Origin of the sequence: Parabacteroides sp. 52, from assembly GCF_010500925.1 — a bacterium.
In the GTDB taxonomy this organism is placed as follows: domain Bacteria; phylum Bacteroidota; class Bacteroidia; order Bacteroidales; family Tannerellaceae; genus QVMG01.
Genome location: NZ_QVMG01000016.1, coordinates 1 through 16,762 on the forward strand (window position 1 = coordinate 1; position 16,762 = coordinate 16,762).

The window sequence follows — 16,762 nt, forward strand, 5'->3', positions numbered from 1 at the left end:
ACAGGGAAAAGCTACCTGGCTTCGGCTCTTGGATATCAAGCCTGCCTGAAAGGATACAAAGTATTATATTCTAATACTTCCCGGTTGATGGGAACACTTAAAGCGGCAAAAGCTAAATTTATTCTGTTTAGTTCCATTGGATTGTTTTTCAGTGAAACATACAAAACGCACGCACGAATATACTTAAAATGTCACTTCCCGATACAGGATATGTATATATCATATTATCAGCTAAATAGCATTTTTGGCGGTACAAAGCTCAAAAAACAAGTGTATAGAATGTGTTGAGAACCAATTATTTAGCATTTTATCCGGTGCAAATGTACTATTTTTCTTTAATTTGCCAAGATGGCGCATGATTAATGTGTTGAAATACTGTACATTATAATAATTGAGCAAAATAATGGGCGAGGTGAAAACGGAGATTTAGACGTTTTTATAGCTTTTCATCTGTTCCGATCACTTTATCCGCATCATTCTTCTGCTTCCTTTTTGCCTGATAATACGCAGAAATTAACTCTTGCACTTCATCCATTGTTATCTCCCCTTCTATCTGTCTTCGAGCAATTTCAACCAAGTAGTTTGAGGCCTTCAAGCCATCGACTGCTTGCAGACCAATTGCCATGCTCCAGTTAGCGGCTCTTTCTCGCTTTTCTGGGTCGGGGTGTTGGAGGTATTCTTCGAAGTTGGTCATTTGTTTCTATATTATAGTTGCCCTCCCACACCTTTAAACTTCTCAACAAACATTGATATCTTTTGAAAGACACTTTGTTTTTTAGTCAGATACTGCGGATTTAATGGACTCATCTTTGGTAAAATAGCATTTAGTTCTGTTCCGTTTTCGCTTGCAAACTCCCGCTTTAAAGAAGTTGTGATGTAACGCTTTGCCGCTTCCTCATTCAAACTTTCTTCTGTAATTAGTTGCCCCGCCTCTTCTTTTTGTTTGCGTTGGGCATATTCGAAGAATGAATCTATTATATTAGCTTTATCTTGAATGACATCAAGGTTTGTATTGTTAATAAAATCAACGACTAAGCTCTCTTTTGCTCTATTTCCAATACTTGCGCGAATAATCCTACGAATTTCTTCTATCAATGAAACTTTATCTTTGGTCTTTTTATTATGCTCAAAAATAAGTTCAAGAATATAATCAAGGTTTATTTCTTGAGATTTAAGCAGATCTACTTCAAAGACTACATCATCCCAGTCGATTGTCGATTCTTCCGCTTCTTTACTGCTTTTCTCTCGTCTCAACCAATCACGTATATCATTGTATGTTGACCGATAATCCTGAACAGTTCGATTTGGCAACAATTCTATTTCTTGCATCGTGGCAATATCATCATCTGTCACATAATGAGTCTCTTTAAATGTTTCGATAGCTGCAGGGTCGTTTATGTCTATTTCTTGGAGTGCTTTGAGATTTGTAAATTCATCATAGTTCTGCAAGATGTTTTCTACACGCAAATACTCTCCAAATAGTTTTGAAAATTCCTTTTTGTCTTTCTCTGTAACGATTTCATCCGGATTTGGAAACTTTTCGTTCAACTCTTTCACCACTTCAAGATAGCCTCTGCGGGCTTCTCCTGTGGCAATATCCGTAAAACCTTCCAAATATTCTTTGTAGCTCTTTTCAAGAACTACATTTCTCGTACTACTATCTCCAAACAGAGTAATCGCATCAATTGTTGCTTGCTCCAAATTCCTGAAAGTGATAATATTACCAAAAGTCTTTGTCGCATCATAAATACGGTTGGTACGTGAGTATGCTTGCATTAAACCATGATAACGCAGGTTTTTGTCAACAAACAATGTGTTAAGAGTAGGCGCGTCAAAGCCTGTAAGGAACATCCCAACAACAATTAAAAGATCAACTTCTTTACTTTTTACTCGTTTGGCAAGGTCGCGATAGTAGTTTTGAAATTCTTTACTTTCAACACCATAACTAGTCTTGAACATAACGTTATAGTCACTGATAGCCTTAGCTAAAAATTCTTTGGAGCTACTATCCATTGCAGAAGGTTCAAAGGTTTCATCAATTATCTCACCTATGGCATTTTGTTCTTCATTGGCAGCAAATGAGAAGATTGTTGCTATTTTCAGCGGTTTTTCGCTCTCTCGTTGTAAACGATTCAATTCCTCATAATAACATTTTGCAGCATCAACACTACTGACAGCAAACATAGCGTTAAACCCTTTATTACTTCCTTGATTTCTATGGGTTTTTATCTTGAAATTATGTAAGATGTATTGAGAAATTTCTTTGATACGAGCAGGATGGAGCAAGGCTGCTTTGTTTTCTGCGGCACTTAACTTTTTCTCATCATGTTCTGATTCTATTTCCTTAAACTGAGGTCGAACATCATTGTAGTCTACTTTGAACTTCAGTACTTTCTCATCCCTAATGGCATCAGTAATTACATAAGAATGCAATTCACGACCAAATACACTTGTCGTAGTTTCTGCTCCCAAAGCATTTTCAGGGAATATGGGTGTTCCGGTAAAACCGAATTGATAGAACTTCTTAAACTTTTTCTTCAGATTTTTCTGGGCTTCGCCAAACTGAGAGCGATGGGCTTCGTCAAAGATGAAGACTACTTGCTTTTGATAAATGGGTAAATCACCCTCACTTTTCATCAGGTTATTCAGCTTCTGAATAGTTGTAACAATAATCTTATTGTCGTCTTTTTCAATATTTCTTTTTAAGCCCGCTGTACTATCCGACCCGTTTACGCTATCCGGAGAAAATCGTTGGTATTCCTTCATCGTTTGAAAGTCGAGATCCTTCCGGTCGACTACAAAAAATACTTTATCAATAAACTCAAGCTGTGTTGCTAATCTAGCAGCTTTAAAACTGGTGAGGGTTTTACCCGACCCCGTAGTATGCCATATATATCCGCCACCTTCTGCTTTCGACCATTTTTTTGATTGATACGAGCTTTTTATTTTCCATAAGATTCTCTCTGTTGCTGCAATCTGGTAGGGTCTCATGATAAGAAGTGTATCACTTGTATCAAAGACAGAGTAGGTAAGTAGCACATTTAAAAGAGTATTTTTCTGGAAAAATGTAGCCGTAAAGTCTTTCAAATCTTTGATTAGCGTATTATCCGCTTTTGCCCAATTCATAGTAAAGTCGAAGCTGTTTTTATCTCGCTTTACTGTGTTGGCAAAATAACGGCTGTCCGTACCGTTTGAGATAACAAAAATCTGTAGATATTTAAAGAGTGAGTTTTCGCTATTAAAACTCTCTTTGGTATAGCGATGCACCTGATTAAATGCTTCCCTGATAGCAACCCCGCGTTTTTTAAGTTCTACTTGAATCATAGGCAAGCCATTGACCAGTATAGTAACATCATAACGATTAGCATACATTCCTTCTTGTTCGAATTGCGAGATCACCTGCACCTTGTTCCGGGCAATATTCTTTTTATCTACTAAGTAGATGTTTTGGATATGCCCATCATCAAAAACAAAATCGTAGATATAATTATCGTGTATTTTCCTTGTTTTTTCAACAAGGTTGTCACTCGGTTTATCTAAATACTCTTCCACATAACGAGCCCATTCGCTATCCGTAAACTCCATGTTATTGAGAGTCTGAAGCTGTGTCCTTACATTGGCGAGCATAGCTCTGGCTGTAGTGAGGTTGGATGGATTTTCATAGCCTTGACTGATTAAGTCTCGTATAAATTCACGTTCAAGAGCTGACTCCGTTTGATAGACAACGGGCGGTTCACTTACCATTGAATACTTGTTATATTCATCCAGAACAATAAAATTGTTCGATTCTGCTATGGTTCTATATTGCTGCATTTCCTTCAGTTTCGTTATTGTTAATACTTGATCTAAAATGATATGTGGGTATTATTAGGTCATTTACTAAGTACCTTAATACTCTTTTGTCATTTTCTTCTATAATAGAACTCTCTTCACCATGATGTTTAGAATGACTGGAGAGATTAAGTATTCGACGATAATATGCACTACGTGCTTCTTGTGGCAAGAGTTCTTCCCAATTAGTGTATCCGAGAAACGTAGATGTTTTTTCTAAGATATTGCGAAGAAAATTAAAGTGATACTTTTGAATATCGCCAGACACCATTACCTTTTCTAATTCAGATAAAAGAAAAAGATGATAAGAAAATGGAGAGTCCTTAGAGTCTTCAAGCGAAAAAGTTCCGTCGTTCAACTTTTCCAATCTCCATTTTTTTGAATGTTTCACCTTATAACCATAACGTGAGTCAGCATTGTTAAACTCATTAAATAGCACATTGTAAAACAGAGGATTATGCGTTGTTATAATGAACTCTAAATTAGATTGGCTTGATTTGATTAATCCGGCTATATTTACAGCCAACTCAATTAAATGATTATCGTCTAATGAACTTACAGGGTCATCTATAAAAACGTATTTCAAGTCATTAAATTGATCGGTCTCGCGCTCTTCGATCTCTGCTACATTTAATACACTAATAATTTGCTCCAAAAAACTATAAAAAACACTCCATATAAAACAACTTTCCTCGCCCTTAGATATTTTTATATTTCCAGGATGTTCATCATTTCCACGTTCAAAAGAAAAACGAACCTCAGAGAAATCTTCACTGAAAAGAGGCGTTAATCTGTCGCTGGTATAATATTGGAAGTTCGCAACAATATTTGGCTCCTGCCCTTGATCCTCAAGTACCCATTTGGTAAAACTGTTTGGTTGTATTTTTAGTTTTCTGTCTGCGTCTGCATCCAAGTCATTATCCCAATAAAATAGATCTTCGGTAAAGGCGTTATAGTAAAGCATTTTGATTCCTGATTCATTCTCGCCTTCTGCATCTGCATCTTTTGGGGATATCAATTCTTTAAATTCACGCGACAATCGTGTTTTTCCTGTGCCATTAAAGGCGTAAATTAATTGAACTTTCTTATTAGCATCTTTAAGAGTTTGTGCTATTTCTGTTAATGACTGTCCCATATTATGCCTTTAAATTATCTTTGGGAAATGTTAGTAACATGTCTCGGTAATATTCATACTGCTTGTTTCGTAACTCTATCTCTTTAGGAAGACCTTCGCTTATTGAAGTAGTCAGCGTGTCGAATTTGTCAAGAATGAAAACAATACGCTCTTGTTCTTCTGGTGAAGGGACAGGAATTACTGCCGTACTTAAACCTTTAGCGTGAATTGCAGAAATTTTACCTGAAGATATATGTTTCTTAATTTGATCATGGAAACGTTTAGTGCGTGTAAAATAAGCGACATATTTAGGGTTTAACGGGCTTCTGTACGAGAAACAGGCATCATGGATAATAACACCTTTATCACCTAACCAAGCTGTTCCCTTTCCAAGATCTTCAATTGTCTCACCAGCTGCAACAATTACAACATCTCCCTTTTCTGCAACTCTCAATTTTTTAGTTTCAACTAACACTTCACTAAGAAATGATTTGCTTTCGTTTGCCCAAGTACCATAATGAGTATACATTTCACCATAATGTATGCAAGGAACACCCTCTAAAATCATATTGTTCCTTACGAATCGTTTGCCTCTTTGAAACTCTCCAATTTCTCCTAATGGTATCTGCTCAACTTTTTCCTCATCAAAATTGAAAAATTCTTCTCTATAATAATTATACTGTTTTTTACGAGCTGTAAGCTCTGCTGTAAGCTCTGCTGTAAGCTCTGCTGTAAGCTCTGTAAAAGTATCGAGAATACGAACGATTTCTTTTTGGATTTTGAGAGGTGGAATGGGGATATTAAAACGTGCTACATCTTTTGCATATACGTGAGGCACACCACCACCAGATTTTAAGTCATGAACTTTATCTTGAATATTTAGTAAAAAATGATAAACATAACGTGACAAAGCTTGTGATTCATCTGCTTTAATCGAAAAGGCATCTCCCACGAAAATTGGTTCATTCCAATACATTACAAAACCAGCATATGCACCAGACCCAGCAACTGTAATTGTTTCACCTTTGCGATTAAACTGGTCAATATAATATGCAGGCTGTTGTCCACCAGAAATAACGGGATATTGACCTTCATTTGAAGTACTCTTAGTAATCGAAGTGCCTCGTTTTAACTCTGCAACTTCTCCCAACTTCTTCCATTTCACCTCAACCCCCTCTAACAATTTCTCTATGTACCTCATGCTTCAATCTCCTTTATTATAGCATCAATATCAGCACGGAGCGTGTTTATTTTGGCTACGTTTTTTTCTATCTCTGCATTCAGTTGGACAATATCTACTTTCTCACGCATATCCTTCGCTTCCACATAGGAGCTAACGGAGAGGTTGTAATCGTTTTCAGCAATCAGTTTGTTGTCAATAGATTTTGCCACATGCTCAATATCCTCTTTGCGGTCGAACAACTTCATAATCTTTTCAATGTGTTTATCTTCAAGCACATTATTATTGGTTACCTTCTTGAAAAAATCTTCACCGCTTGCGTCTATAAACTGGGTTGTATTCTCGGTTTTATGTTTGGAAAGCACCAGAATATTTACTGCAATTGAAGTCCCATAGAATAAGTTTGGAGCTAAAGAAATTACAGTCTCTACAAAGTTATTATCTACCAAGTACTTTCTAATCTTCTGTTCGGCTCCACCACGATAAAAGATACCAGGAAAACAGACAATAGCCGCCCTACCTTTACTTGAAAGATAACTCAGTGCATGCAATACAAAGGCAAAATCAGCCTTTGATTTAGGAGCAAGCACACCGGCGGGGGCAAAACGGTCATCATTAATCAGCGTGGGATCATCCGAACCAATCCAGTTTACCGAATAAGGCGGATTGGAAACGATTGCGTCGAAAGGTTTTTCATCACCAAAGTGAGGATCTCTCAGCGTATCACCAAGCGCAATATTAAACTTGTCGTAGTTGATGTTGTGCAAAAACATATTCATACGAGCTAGGTTATAAGTGGTATGGTTTATTTCCTGACCCCAAAAACCTTCTTCAATAATATGATTGTCAAAGTGTTTTTTGGCTTGTAAAAGCAAGGAGCCCGAACCGGCAGCAGGGTCATAAATCTTATTCACGCTTGTCTGTTTGTGCATCGCAAGCTGTGCAATGAGCTTGGAAACGTGTTGCGGCGTAAAAAACTCACCTCCCGATTTCCCTGCGTTAGCGGCATAATTAGAGATGAGAAATTCGTATGCATCGCCAAACAGGTCTATCTGGTTATCCTCGAAATTTCCAAAATTGAGTTCTTCCACACCCTTCAATACGGCTGCTAAACGACTGTTTTTGTTTTCAACGGTATTGCCAAGTCTTGTGCTGGTGGTGTCAAAGTCGGCAAACAATCCCTTTATATCTTCTTCGGAAGGATAACCATTTGCAGAACTTTCAATTGCGTCAAAAATAGCTTTTAAGTCTGTATTAAGATTGGGGTTGGTATTGGCGGTTTTGGCTATGTTTACAAAAAGTTGACTAGGATAGATAAAATATCCTTTAGTCTTGACGGCGTCATCTTTTATTTCTGGTGTTATTACATCATCGGATAAGTTTGCATAGCCAATACTGTCATCACCACCTTCAATGTAATTAGTGAAATTTTCACTAATAAAACGATAGAAGAGTGCTCCCAATACAAACTGTTTAAAATCCCATCCATCTACAGCCCCACGTACTTCGTTGGCTATTTTCCATATTTTGTTTTGCAATTCAGCTTTTTGATCTATGCTTGTCATTCTTATATTTGTTTGTAAACCTTTTGATTTTACTTGTCTTTTTATCTCCTTTCAGACATTGTTATTGTTATATGAACGACTTTTAATCAATTCTATCATATCAACTTGTAATATTTCTGCAATTTGGTTCAACACTTCCAAACTCGGTTGCTTTCGATTACACGCATAGGCATTAATCGAACTGAAACTTTTGCCCAGTTTTTCGGCAAGCCAAGTTTGCTTAATTCCTTTTTCATCAAGTATTTCCTTTATTCTATTTAGCTCCATTAGATTGTTTTTCTTAGTGAAATATACAAATTGCTCGCACAAATATAGTGATTTATTTGCGATAAAAATAAAGCAAGGACAAATATCCTCGCTTTATCTATTCTCTTTTTCAGGCTGTTACTTGTTTTTCTTCAATTTGCAATTTCATGTAACACTCTTTATTATTCGTTAATCGCCCAATGACCACTATAGCCGTTCCCAATATAGGCAATGTTCTGTTATTTTCTCTTGAGGGCCTTGAGGTCCACCTTGGGGTTCACTTGTTTTTTTATAGGACCAAATTCTTAAGAACAACTATTTATTTTGCTTCAAATTCTCCGCGTCGCGTCTTAGTCGTTCAGCTTCTTGCTCTTTTAACCTCGCTTGCTCCAAACGCTTGGCTTCTTCCAATACTGCTTTCTCATGTTGTTCTACTTGCTTTCGGATAACTTTTACACTATCTCGCTTATAATCAAAGATAATTTCCAAATTCCCTATTCCATCCGGCGTTATTTCTCCTTGCATCTTAACATAGCGATATTTCAGGTCGTTATCTTTATAAGAGGCAATTCCCTCTCGCTGGTAGTATATCACAAACATACACACAAGCAAGGCGATACCCATACCGATTACACTAAAGAAAATTTTGTTCGAGCCAATACTGAATGTATGGTGGCACTCAGTCTTCACAGGTTTGCGAACCTCGTCTATTGCTTCTTGTAACTTATCAGTTAGCTCACTGATTGCAGATAAGTCTGGCAACTCTATTTCGGGTTGAACAACGGTAGGAATATTATCGTTCCCCTTTTTAATCAATTTCTTGATTTCTTCAAAAAGCGTGTACACTTCGTTTATCTCTATATTTTTCATGATCTTACTGTTTAATTTGTTAATACATTTACATTTGTCGTCCGAACTTTCGTCTCGGTTTCTTCTTTAATCGCTGTTGGCGAAGATATTCGGCTTCATTCTCATCGAAGCCGCTTCCAGGCTGAATATCAAACAATCCACCCAAAGCAGAACCGACTGATCCGATTGTTGATATAACGGCATTACTGGTAGAGTGAGATTGTTCCTGACTTTGACTTACCGACTGACTACGGGCGTTTTGTCCCAACTGATAATCAATTTTCGAATAACTAAACATCTTATCCACTTTAGAACCATTGAACAAATAACCATTCTTCTCAAACCGGACTCCCTGCACTTCATCGGAATTCCCTTTGGTCTTGAATTCGGTTTTTACCCCTTCTTTTTGCAGTTCATTCGTTAATTGTTGCCAGTTCTTGCATTTTGGCACCAATGTTTTGAGAGAATTGTATATCTCGTATTTGGTCTTATCCGGCTCTTTCAAGCGGTGTTCTTTTACGTTCTCTTTGCCGGTGGCGAAGTATAAACCATATTTCTCAGTCAGTTCCTTGCAGATCTTCTCACTTCGGAAACGGTCGTTGCTATCTGTAATCGTCTTGCCATTATTATCCACCCGGTTATAAACCAAATGGATATGCGGATGTTCCTTGTCGAAATGCCTCGCAATGATATACTGTGTGTTCACTATACCCATTTGTTTCATATAGTCGTAAGCAATCCGTCCCATCAGTTGATTAGATAGATTATCTTTATCTTGTGCGGAAAAATCCAGCGAGATATGACAAACCGGTTTTGATACACGGCTATTCAGGCTTGCTTGGGTCACGAAACTCTGAACGATGGAAGCTTTGCTCTTCACTCGAAGCCCGTCAAAATCGACAATCTCCGTATTCTTCTGTTTGTCCAGAATGTAATTGACCACACCCTTGAACGCTTTACCCTTTACTATTTTTGCCATCATCTTCAATCATTTCAATTACGTTATCAATCTTATCTGCCAGATAGAGGTATTCACTTCTTGTATTGATATATCCTTCGGCGTTTGCTCTTCTGGCAATCTGATTCAGGTTGTTTCCCATACCTGATAGCTTTCGGATATAATCGTTCAGTTCAGGTGTGAGGCGTGGACAAATTTTACTTCCAGCCATACACTGACGAATGAAATCACTTCGGCTAATTCCTGCCGATTTGGCTTTCGTCTTTAGCGAAAAGTACTCGCGAGAATCCATCTTAAAGCTGACCATATAGGTGCGCTTCTCGCCTAATCCTTTGGTAGGGCGACCACCTGTTTTTCTCGGTTTTTTATCTTCCATTTTTAATTGCTGTTTTACTATTAGACCAGCGGGATTTCCTCCCATTTTGGGGAGCAAGTGGCGTTTTGGTATGACCAAAACATAAACTTGCTCCGCTAAAAATCGTAGATTTTCCATTAGAGTCTAAATCCGGTCTTCTTACGAGGATTTACCCTGTTCTTTGAAGAATTGTCAAGCACTAACCCAAATTCTTCCATTAGTATTTTCAAGGCAGGATTACGTTTAATCATGTCTTGAAGAATTGCTGTCGGCTGTTTCGCCTCAAGTAGAAAATCGGCGATATCGTACCCCTCTTTCCGTTGCTCCGGCGTTGCTCGTTTCTCCAAGAAATCGAAAATTTCGACTTCTATGTTTAGGCTCTTCATTTTATCGGCTTTCACTTGCCAATCCTCCCATGCCCCCAAATCTGGAAATAGGATTGTCTTTCTGGCTTTAAGAACTTGTAAGTTCTCATCATTGAAGCAGCCATGCTTTCCTCCGGTAGCGATCCATTGAAACTGGGGCATATAGAAAGAAGAGATTAAAGCGGTCTTTTCGCTTTCTACAATTGCTACCGGCAGATTGGATTGACTGGCGAGTAGGTGTTCGCCAAAGAAGCATTGTTTCAGGTTGAAGTTTTCTTGCTTCAGGAGCGAGTGTACCCATGTGATATGATTGTATGGGTGCTTAACTCGCTTTCCGCTCTCCGGATCGTATAACATTACCTTTCCTGTGCGCACTCTTCCGGCAATATCCCTTTGCCAGAAAACAGTTGCTCCCTCCCAATGTTTGGCAGAACCGACCTTATACTTCATCATAAGCTTCATCGTTTCATCTTCTCCGAGCTGAGAAGACAGATATTGGTACAGCTTATTCTTCGGATAGCAAGACAAGGAAGATTCGACTAACTTCGAGTCAATATAGCTTGGCTCTTTTTCTTTCATAGGAGAAAAACTTCTTTGTATTGTAGGCTGATAATCCGAAAAGCTCTCTCGCCGCTCTGGGTTTTCTTCGAAATACTGCTTTGGTATGAAGTGGTACCCACATTTTTCTTCTCGGTCGCATCTACCCACATGATTTGGAAACGAAACCTTATTTTCGGTGTCGATGTAGCGAGAAAAGGACTTCTTTTGTTCACAAGTCGGGCAGGTGTGCCGCGTTGCGATTCCTTTATAGGGTTCTAATATATATCTATAGCTCATTATGTTTTTTACATTTTGTATACTTTCTGCATTTCTCGATAAACGGGACTGTTAATCAATGCTTTACTCTCGTTGAAATGTGTGTGTCGGTTTACACAACCTCGCACTTTAAGTATGGTAAAAGCATGAAAAAGCGGAAAAGTGAATTGTTTTACAAATTGTTATATACCTGAATGTCTTTGATTTAGAATCAAAAGTGTAGAGAATGTGGAAAATGCGCTAAAGCAATTTCCGGTATCGTCCATGTTTGTAGTTATCAAGCAAGCCATCCTTGAAATCACTAAGCATACGTTTGAAGCTATCTGCTGATATGGAAAACTGAGAAGCAACTTGTATTCCTTCCGCTGTAGAGAAGTCTGACGGAAGTGCATTATACAATCGCTGTTTGTCGGAGGGAAGCTGCTCCAAAGTTGTAGAAGAGGCAATAATTTGTTGAACCTTACGTGCAGTCTTCTGATAATAACCAACCAACTCGATAGCCCCTTCTACGCTGACTAAATCAATAGAATCTTTAGAGGCTTCTCCACAGAGCCAGCGAGCGACTTGCAAGATCAGGCAGAAGCGAATAGCATATATTTCCAACTTACTGTAAATACCCATCAACGTCTCGTTGATTTCTCGATTACATTGATCCGTATTCTCTCGTTGCCAGTCGTAGAGTCGCTTCCTAGCATCTTCTTGAAAATATAACTCAACAGGAATTATATCGCCATTGTCATCGGTGAGGTATTCCTGATTGATAAGTTTCTGCATCAGGTTATTCCAAGTAGGAATTACATGCCGAGATAACTGCTGATCGCTCCAATACTGCTTTTCTAAATTGTTTGGCAACACAAATAGAATGCGGTCTAAAAAACCGTTTTGATTACGCTCGCCTTTCGCCATCTCTCTCAACACTCCATGCTGAATGGTGCCGATTACGCCAATGAAGGAGTTTTTGACTGATACAGAGTTTTTGGATCCACGTCGATCCAAAATTATCGGCTTACCATTGTAAAGAGAGAGCCAGAACTGTTCCTCAGAACCCTTTGTGTAGCGATTGAAGTTCTTAAACCAAGAAGCTAGCTCGTCCGTGTATAAACAAATTCCTCGTTTGTTATTTTCGTGGATGAAGGCAAGGCTTTCGGGGGTTATATCTGAAACAACAAACTTTTTCAGAACGGGTTCGTTTGGCTGTTCGCTAATTCCTTTCTCCTCACGCTCTTTCCGACTGAGATAAAGAAGCTGTTCGTATTCCTTAATCTCTTTCTTAAACGTAACGGCATTCTTTGCGTCATGCTCAAACAAAGGATGAAAAGCAAAGCTAAGTGGATGGCTTTTGTTTACTCCCGGACGACCAATCAGGGCGATATAAAGAATCGCTCGTTCTGACCAGCCTTCCTTTAACTTGGCAACATGCGTATTCCCAATTCCAACTGATAGTACAAAACAAAGTGATGCTGCAATGTAATCAATGGGATAGTTGAGGCATTCTCCTGTCGCATAGATAATATCCTGAATCTGATGTGGGAGCACTTGAACCGGATAATCTGAGCCGTACATCTTCCCTTTACAATGTAGAGCTTCGTGGATGATACCCTCTGCTGTAATTTTATTTTCCATAATCGTTGGCTTTAAAAATTACGACGTGCAGGTCGGCGACGGATTCCTTGGTTGACACGGGCTTCAACTTCTTCTTTCAGTTCCTCTATGGTTTTTCGTTTACCTTGAGTAATCCATGCCATTAGTTCATCTTCAAAGAAGAACAGTTTCTTTCCTCGTTTATAGCAAGGAATAAGTCCTTTTCTCGCCAAAGCGTAAACGGTTGGTTTGGCTTTCATAATCAGCCGACACGCTTCTTCAATTTCTATCGGAACTCGCTTTTCTGTCGGTTGACTTTGCTTCGTCTCAACCAAGCTTTTCAGTTCTGATACTTCTTTAATAAGATAAGCAACCGCCTCGGGTAACTTATCGAAAGTAATGTTTTCGTTGCACATAATTCAATTGGTTTTTAATTGTTTCAGTGCAAATAAAAATGGTGTTTCAACGGTGATACGGATCACCAGAGAAACACCAGAAAAACATTTTGAGATAGTGGTTAATACTGTTCCTTACTTTGTATCGCCAGCTTTGTTTAGATTTTCCTGTATTTGAATTGTGCTATTTGGTTCGAATATCTTTAGTTTTTTCTTAATGGTTTTCAGTTCCAGATCTTTCAGTCTCTCTTCAAACACGGCTTTGAGGAATCGGGCGATTCCCCATTGGTCTGTTACGTCGAAGTGATTCCAGATATTCCAACCAAAGTGGCAAATATCAACAGTGGTCAGGTCTTTTACTTTTACCGGCTTGAAAGTGGGCGTATTTAAGTCGCTTCCGGCTGCGTAGATTTCTATGTTTTCACAGAGTAAGTCCATGTCGGCATCTGACACATAGAGGGCTAGTGTTTCTTGCGTGTACCTGATTGCTGTATTTAGCTTTTCAGTATATTGTAGGGTAAGTTCTTTTTGCTTTTCTGCCCGGATTTCATCCAAAGAGAGTTGTTTTACTGGTTCTTCCTTCGGCTTTGGCACTTCTTTTATTTGTTTGCGTTTAGGGAAAAGTAATTTACCTGTTTTATCCAATAAGCCTTTTATTGCTATAGTAAGAACACAATAGGATATTATCCCAAGTCCGGCAATAAGCCAGAAGATGGTGTTTGCCGAGAATGTATCAACCCCTTGAGCAACAACCGTAGCTCTCACAATAAGACCAATAGCAAAGCAACCAATCGCTACTGATAGGTAGATTATGATATATTCATGGTATTTATTCTTCATTATTATCTATTTTCTCTGGATCAAACATTTTAGTTATCTTCCTTTCCATTTCATCTATTATTGAGATTGCTTGTGCCTTCATTGTTTCTGACAATTTGGAATTTGTCATTTTGTATCGAAGATCTTCAAACATTGCATGCCGTTTCTCCATTTGGTCTTTAGATTTCTGTTGTTCTTCTATTTCTACTTGTTTTAGCATAAATATTGTGTAATTATCAATTTCTTTACACAAATGAATGAGATTAAGTGCTCTCTTTACTTCATCCAGTTGGTTTAATTCTTCATAAGCTTCATACCTTTTAAGAATGTTTAGATTTTCATATTCACGAAAATGGATGTAAAGATTTCTACGCGGACTATTGAGGCTAGACGTAAGTTCTTCTAATTTCTTCCTAAGAGATTCCTTTTTGTTTTCGTTGCCATCACGATCACCATTAATATCCATATTCATTAATTGCTGCCATAGGCTTTGGGCATTTTTCTCCTTATTATAGCCATAGAGATATGTTAATCCTGACACTTCTGTTACATATATCCTTCGTAAATGAAGTGACCTTTCTACTCTGGATTTTGAATTCATATATGCTCTAATAGAACAGGTTAGATCACAATGAATAAATCCAATCATCATGCGTAACATAATAAGTTTGTGAAGCGCCTCTATGTTTGTTGCTGACTTTATGTTTTTGGATGCAATAAATTTTTCAGCTCCTTCACACATTAAGTGGTTTTTATACAACGAGTCTATGCTATTGCTTGTTTTTATTAATGACTCGCTAGACAAATATGCTATTCGCTCATCTGAAGAAAGCTTTATTGCTATATTCTCTTCGACAAAAGCCTTTATGTCAAATGCAGGAATCATAGGTTTAATACTTGATGACACATTCTTAGGAACAATTCTTTTTATGATGTCAGTTATTATCATCGAAACTTGCGAAATATGCATATGAATAAGCAAATATTTTGATGTCGCCTTGCAGTATTTATCTTCTTCTGTAATATTATTAACCTTTTTATAACGTTCTATGGGTTGGTCATAATGCGCTGTGCTATGCCGCATTTGCACATCGCAATGCTCTTTTCCTAATATAGCCAATTCATTATCTATTTTTACGACATAAGAATTTAATGACGAATTATTTAGCGCTAAAATCATGGGCTTTAACAAAGACCAAACACCATCATTTTTATTTCCTAAAAAATAACTATAAGCTTCGCATAGGCTGAGATTAATATTCTGTATATGATAGCGTTTCTCATAAATGAAAGTTGTTTCTGGCAGAAATCGCAGTGATGACATCAACTCATGCAAAATAAAGTTGCTCCCCAGTAATAAATCTTCTGTTTTGCTGAGAAAAGCGATAATAGTGTCCTTATACTCTATATCATCAGCTCTTATTTCTGTGAGGCTAATGCGTAATTTCATCATAGCAGGAAAGATATTTTCCAAATCTTTTATAGCTCCTTTGCAATTTTGCACTAGAAGCTTCAGTGAATCTTCGCTTGCCGGTACGCTCATACAATCTCAATTTTTATAGTATAGTTGTTTGTGTCAGCAATGCTGTCGCAAATTGGGGCAACACTGTCCGCACAATTTGTCGCATCAGTGATGATACAATTCAAAGCAACCATCAATTGTTCTTATTGATCAGATTAACAACCACTTTCACCATCACATCTTTCTCTTCTGTCCGGCTTTCGGCAATCATAAGAGTAAGGGCAACTAAGGTGTTGTTTTCGATAAGTTTTGTTCCATCTATTTTATATAATATCCCATTCTTCTCCAGAAACCAAAGGAAAAGAAATGCGGCTATTCGTTTGTTCCCATCACTGAAAGAATGGTTCTTTGTTACAAGATAGAGCAACATTGCTCCCTTTTCCTCTACACTGGGGTAAAGCTCTTGCCCATCAAATGTCTGGTATATCGTATTAATAGAACTTTTGAATGACTGGTCTTTTTCGTTTCCAAACAAGTCACTTCCTCCAAACTTGTTTCTAAGATACTCAATTGCCTCCATTGCACTCTCATAAGTCGCTCGAAAGGACTCCTTGGGAGTGGTTTGTTCCACAGTTAATTCCTGATAGTCGTATCTATCCAATGTGTCCAATGCGTAGGTGTAATCACTTATCACTTGCAATAATCCGGTTGCTTCATCGGCTGACAGTTCTTTAGATTGCAATACATTCGACAAAAGCTTAACGGTCTGCTTTAGATCGCTATATTGTTGTATTTTAATCTTCTCATTTACAGCATACCCTTTTATCAGATACTCTTTTAGAATTCTGTTAGCCCAGATGCGAAATTGGGTGGCATTTTGAGAATTTACTCGATAACCAACCGAGATAATAGCATCTAAATTATAAAATTTAGTTTGATATTGTTGCTTCTCATCATTACCCATATGTTCCAAAATGGAACATGTGCTAAGTTCCTCTAGTTCTCCTGTTTTATATATGTTACTAAGATGTTTTGTTATGGCTGGGCGTTTTGTACCAAATAGTTCTGCTATTTGTTTTTGCGAGAGCCACACGGTATCATTCTCGAGTCTTACATCAAGATTTGCACTCCCATCCGGAGCCTGATAAATAACTATTTGACTATTACCAATGATCTTTTCTTCTTTATTCATGACTGTATTTTATTTTGTCCCAACATTGTTGAAA

General features: G+C 37.9%; 15 protein-coding genes and 1 pseudogene. 1 reads left to right on the top strand and 15 read right to left on the bottom strand.

Annotation, left to right across the window (positions count from 1 at the left end):
- A pseudogene (locus D0T51_RS12310) lies at nucleotides 1–117 on the top strand (ATP-binding protein); the annotation flags it as partial.
- A 319-nt stretch (nucleotides 118–436) separates the two neighbouring features.
- Here the strand turns inward: D0T51_RS12310 and D0T51_RS09420 are convergent.
- The 15 genes from D0T51_RS09420 to rhuM all read right to left on the bottom strand — a co-directional run bounded on the left by D0T51_RS09420 (nucleotide 437) and on the right by rhuM (nucleotide 16,728).
- Nucleotides 437–694, bottom strand: coding sequence for an antitoxin VbhA family protein (locus D0T51_RS09420; RefSeq protein ID WP_163728431.1), 258 nt, complete (start codon nucleotides 692–694; stop codon nucleotides 437–439).
- An 11-nt stretch (nucleotides 695–705) separates the two neighbouring features.
- Nucleotides 706–3,813: a type I restriction endonuclease subunit R gene (locus D0T51_RS09425; RefSeq protein WP_163728435.1), complete on the bottom strand. Its 3,108-nt coding sequence runs from the start codon at nucleotides 3,811–3,813 to the stop codon at nucleotides 706–708.
- Nucleotides 3,800–4,966: an AAA family ATPase gene (locus D0T51_RS09430; protein ID WP_163728437.1), complete on the bottom strand. Its 1,167-nt coding sequence runs from the start codon at nucleotides 4,964–4,966 to the stop codon at nucleotides 3,800–3,802. Before D0T51_RS09430 ends, D0T51_RS09425 begins: the two co-directional genes overlap by 14 nt.
- Nucleotide 4,967: 1 nt before the next feature.
- The gene (locus D0T51_RS09435; RefSeq protein ID WP_163728441.1) at nucleotides 4,968–6,146 is read right to left on the bottom strand and encodes a restriction endonuclease subunit S; all 1,179 of its coding nucleotides are present in this window, start codon (nucleotides 6,144–6,146) and stop codon (nucleotides 4,968–4,970) included.
- Complete coding sequence (locus D0T51_RS09440) at nucleotides 6,143–7,690, bottom strand: type I restriction-modification system subunit M (RefSeq protein ID WP_163728443.1); 1,548 nt, start codon at nucleotides 7,688–7,690, stop codon at nucleotides 6,143–6,145. The genes D0T51_RS09435 and D0T51_RS09440 overlap by 4 nt, the downstream gene beginning before the upstream one ends.
- Before the next feature lie 51 nt (nucleotides 7,691–7,741).
- Nucleotides 7,742–7,957, bottom strand: a complete 216-nt coding sequence (locus D0T51_RS09445) for a helix-turn-helix domain-containing protein (protein WP_163728445.1) — start codon at nucleotides 7,955–7,957, stop codon at nucleotides 7,742–7,744.
- Nucleotides 7,958–8,251: 294 nt separating this feature from the next.
- Complete coding sequence (locus tag D0T51_RS09450) at nucleotides 8,252–8,806, bottom strand: hypothetical protein (RefSeq protein ID WP_163728447.1); 555 nt, start codon at nucleotides 8,804–8,806, stop codon at nucleotides 8,252–8,254.
- A 28-nt stretch (nucleotides 8,807–8,834) separates the two neighbouring features.
- Complete coding sequence (locus D0T51_RS09455) at nucleotides 8,835–9,767, bottom strand: relaxase/mobilization nuclease domain-containing protein (protein ID WP_163728451.1); 933 nt, start codon at nucleotides 9,765–9,767, stop codon at nucleotides 8,835–8,837.
- Nucleotides 9,742–10,236 carry a plasmid mobilization relaxosome protein MobC gene (mobC, locus tag D0T51_RS09460; protein WP_239056767.1) on the bottom strand — a complete coding sequence of 165 codons (495 nt, stop codon included), beginning with the start codon at nucleotides 10,234–10,236 and terminating at the stop codon, nucleotides 9,742–9,744. Before mobC ends, D0T51_RS09455 begins: the two co-directional genes overlap by 26 nt.
- The gene (locus tag D0T51_RS09465) at nucleotides 10,236–11,300 is read right to left on the bottom strand and encodes a DUF6371 domain-containing protein (protein ID WP_203583365.1); all 1,065 of its coding nucleotides are present in this window, start codon (nucleotides 11,298–11,300) and stop codon (nucleotides 10,236–10,238) included. Before D0T51_RS09465 ends, mobC begins: the two co-directional genes overlap by 1 nt.
- A 219-nt stretch (nucleotides 11,301–11,519) precedes the next feature.
- The gene (locus tag D0T51_RS09470; RefSeq protein WP_163728454.1) at nucleotides 11,520–12,902 is read right to left on the bottom strand and encodes a DUF3987 domain-containing protein; all 1,383 of its coding nucleotides are present in this window, start codon (nucleotides 12,900–12,902) and stop codon (nucleotides 11,520–11,522) included.
- A gap of 11 nt (nucleotides 12,903–12,913) precedes the next feature.
- Nucleotides 12,914–13,276 (bottom strand): helix-turn-helix domain-containing protein, encoded by a 363-nt coding sequence (locus D0T51_RS09475; protein ID WP_163728457.1) that lies wholly within the window; start codon nucleotides 13,274–13,276, stop codon nucleotides 12,914–12,916.
- A gap of 114 nt (nucleotides 13,277–13,390) precedes the next feature.
- A complete protein-coding gene (locus D0T51_RS09480; RefSeq protein WP_163728460.1) occupies nucleotides 13,391–14,095 on the bottom strand; it encodes a mobilization protein in 705 nt (234 codons plus the stop codon).
- Nucleotides 14,085–15,617, bottom strand: a complete 1,533-nt coding sequence (locus D0T51_RS09485; RefSeq protein ID WP_163728463.1) for a hypothetical protein — start codon at nucleotides 15,615–15,617, stop codon at nucleotides 14,085–14,087. Before D0T51_RS09485 ends, D0T51_RS09480 begins: the two co-directional genes overlap by 11 nt.
- Before the next feature lie 112 nt (nucleotides 15,618–15,729).
- Entirely contained in the window at nucleotides 15,730–16,728 is a 999-nt protein-coding gene (rhuM, locus tag D0T51_RS09490) for a RhuM family protein (protein WP_203583366.1), read from the bottom strand.
- Nucleotides 16,729–16,762 lie beyond the last annotated feature (34 nt).